The sequence below is a fragment of the Desulfurella sp. genome, from assembly GCF_023256235.1.
Lineage (GTDB): Bacteria > Campylobacterota_A > Desulfurellia > Desulfurellales > Desulfurellaceae > Desulfurella.
The window spans coordinates 28,054-31,126 of the sequence record NZ_JAGDWY010000075.1 but is presented as its reverse complement, the minus strand read 5'-3'; the positions used below and the strand labels follow the sequence as shown (position 1 = coordinate 31,126).

The following is a 3,073-nucleotide window of genomic DNA, read 5'->3' as shown; positions in this document are numbered from 1 at the left end:
AAAAATTCATCATAAATGTGAAAAATTGGGAATTGACGATAAAGTATTTACTATAGAAGAATTTCTAGAGAAAGTAATTTCTGAAAATCCTGACTTATTGGATTATAAAGTACCTATACTCAAGAAAGAATACTTTGGAAATGTAAATATTAATGATGAATTTTTTGATAGCTTTAAAGAAGACTATATCGGTTATGAAAAATGGTTTAATAAAAAAGCAAATGAAGTTGCTTATGTAGCCGAATCTGATGAAAAAATTTTAGCATTTCTTTATATTAAAAAAGAAGATGAATCTGAGCCTTATGGGGATATAGATCCAATTTTTAAACCAAAAAAGAGATTGAAAATCGGTACTATGAAAGTTCAATTAAATGGTTTCAGACTTGGTGAAAGACTTCTTAAGGTTGTATTTGATAATGCCTTGTTGTTCAATGTCGAGGAAATATATGTCACAATTTTTCCTAAGAGAGAAGATCAACTTCGTTTAATTAAGCTTTTAGAAGATTTTGGATTTTATAAATATGGAATTAAAAAATCATCATCCGGTGAAGAAGAAGTTTATGTAAGGGACTTTTCTCATATCGCCTCTCTAAACGATCCAAAAAAAACTTATCCTTTTATGAGTCAAAGAGCAAGAAAATTTATTGTACCAATATATCCTGAATATCATACTTCTCTTTTTCCAGATTCTATTCTTAAAACAGAATCACCTCGGGATTTCGTGGAACAAGAACCATTCAGAAATGCCATATCTAAAGTCTATATATCCAGGTCTATTAAACGTGATTTGAAAGCTGGAGACATTATCATATTTTATAGAACATCTCGAGAAGGGTCTGCAATCTATCATTCTGTAATTACTACGCTTGGAATTGTAGAGAATATTCATTCTAATATAAAAGACTTCGATCAATTTGTAAGTCTTTGTGGTAAAAGGAGCGTGTTTTCCACACAAGAGCTAAGGCAACAATGGGATTCTAAACCAAATAACAGACCTTTTATTGTAAATTTTCTTTATGCATATTCATTTCCAAAAAGACTAAATTTAAAGAGACTTATAGAGCTAGGTATTATTAAAGACTCTGAATCTGCACCTAGAGGGTTTACAGAGATAGAAAATGATTTATTTAAGTTAATATTGAAGGAAACTGAGAGCAATGAAAATATTATTGTCAATTAAACCTGAATATTCAAAAAAGATATTTTCTGGAGAAAAAAAATATGAATTTAGAAAGCAAAAACCTAAACACATACCTGAGTTAGTTATTGTTTATGAATCAGACCCTGTACAAAAAATCGTGGGATGTTTTAGTGTTAAAAGGATAATTTCAGGTTCTCCAAAAGATATATGGGAAAGATGCAAAGAGTCAGGAGGAATAAGAGAAGAAGATTTTTTTAATTATTGTGGGAACAAAGAGATAATCTATGCCTTTGAGATTGATAAGGCACAACGTTTTGACTCTCCTATTGAATTATTAAACTTAGGTTTTAAAATTTATCCACCTCAGAACTTTACCTATCTTAATTCTTCTTTATTCTCAAAAAATATAGCGTTGCTATTTGCTAAAGCTATGTATTTTGCGTTATGCCCATAAGCAATTATATCTATATCAAAACCCGAAGTATATTCTCCAATTTTTTTATGTAAACTTTCTGTGTGTATACCAAGCTCCAATACATCGCCAAGTATTGCAAGCTTTTTGCCTTTTTTTGTATTAAGCTCATCGATTGCAAATTTAATTGATTCAAAACTGGCGTTGTAACAATCTAAAATGAAATATGTGTGCCCAAGTTTTTCAAGTTGCATTCTATAATCTGGCAAAATTATATTATTTAATGCCTCTTGAAAATAATTTTCATCCAATAGTTTTTGGGACCCAAGAAATGCTGCAGCTGCAAGTATATTTGAAATATTTAACCAAAATGGTGCCTTAACTTGAAATTTTTTACCAAACGCATTTAGATAAAGCTTATTGAAGTATTCTTCTTTATTATAATCAATTAAATATACGCAAGCGTTAGAATCAATTTTTGAATAGTTTATTTGAAATTTAGTAAAGTTATTTTTTTGTATTGGATTGTCTAAATTGTATATTACGTTTTTTTTATCTTCAAGAAAATTTACAATTGATGACTTTTCTTCAAAGATCGCCTCTATTGAGCCAAAGTTTCCAATATGAGAAGTTCCAATTTCTGTAAAAATAACAAAATCTGGTTTTAAAAAACTTGCGATTTCAGCAATTTCGCCTTTATGATTTGTGCCTATTTCTACTATACCAAATGTAGAAGAACTTGAGGCTCTAAGTAATGTTTTACAAACCCCTATCCAATTATTTTCATTTTTTTGCGTATAAAAAAAATTTATTTTTGACACATTAAAATATGATTTTAATAATTCTTTTGTACTTGTTTTTCCAACAGAACCCACAATAGCAATAACTTTAGTTTTGCTTTTTATTTTATTAAAACTCGCCAGATCTTTTAGAGCTTTTTTTGAGTCCAAAACTTTTAAATATGGTTTATCTATGCTTTTTTCACAGATGCACAAGCTACAACCTTTATTAAAAGCTTCATTTATAAAGTCATGACCATCTTTAAACTCACCTTTAAATGCCAGAAAAATATCGTCTTTTTCAATTGCCCTGGAGTCTATAGATATATTTTTAAAGTTAACTTTTTTTGGCTTTAAAATTTCAATCGGTTTTAATTGTTCAATAATTTCATTTAGATTCCACATTCCAAAAATCTCTTACAACCTCTCTATCGTCAAAATGATATTTTTTATCTCCTATAATCTGGTAATCTTCATGTCCTTTACCCAAAATTGCCACGCAATCACCTTCGCTGGTACTCTCAAGCCCTTTAATAATAGCTAATTTTCTATCTTTTTCAATTATAATTTTTTTGCTTTTATCTATACCCTCTAAAATGTCATTTATAATAGAATCTGGGTTTTCTGTTCGTGGATTATCATTTGTTATTATAATTATATCAGCTATACTACTTGCTACTTTACCCATTTTGGGCCTTTTAGTTTTATCTCTATCTCCTCCTGCACCAAATACCACTATTA

The 3,073-nt window shown here is 29.1% G+C and carries 4 protein-coding genes; 2 read left to right on the top strand and 2 right to left on the bottom strand.

Features of this window, described 5'->3' with window-relative positions; genetic code table 11:
• Together Q0C22_RS08315 and Q0C22_RS08310 are read left to right on the top strand one after the other, a co-directional pair.
• On the top strand, positions 1–1,180 hold a 1,180-nt coding region (locus Q0C22_RS08315; protein WP_291493674.1), incomplete at its 5' end, for a hypothetical protein.
• Positions 1,158–1,595 carry an ASCH domain-containing protein gene (locus tag Q0C22_RS08310; protein WP_291493672.1) on the top strand — a complete coding sequence of 146 codons (438 nt, stop codon included), beginning with the start codon at positions 1,158–1,160 and terminating at the stop codon, positions 1,593–1,595. The genes Q0C22_RS08315 and Q0C22_RS08310, both read left to right, overlap by 23 nt.
• Here the strand turns inward: Q0C22_RS08310 and murF are convergent.
• Together murF and Q0C22_RS08300 are read right to left on the bottom strand one after the other, a co-directional pair.
• Positions 1,517–2,737, bottom strand: a complete 1,221-nt coding sequence (gene murF / locus Q0C22_RS08305; protein ID WP_291493670.1) for a UDP-N-acetylmuramoyl-tripeptide--D-alanyl-D-alanine ligase — start codon at positions 2,735–2,737, stop codon at positions 1,517–1,519. The genes Q0C22_RS08310 and murF overlap by 79 nt on opposite strands.
• A partial coding sequence (locus Q0C22_RS08300; RefSeq protein WP_291493668.1) for a cyanophycin synthetase occupies positions 2,721–3,073 on the bottom strand: 353 nt, incomplete at its 5' end. The genes Q0C22_RS08300 and murF, both read right to left, overlap by 17 nt.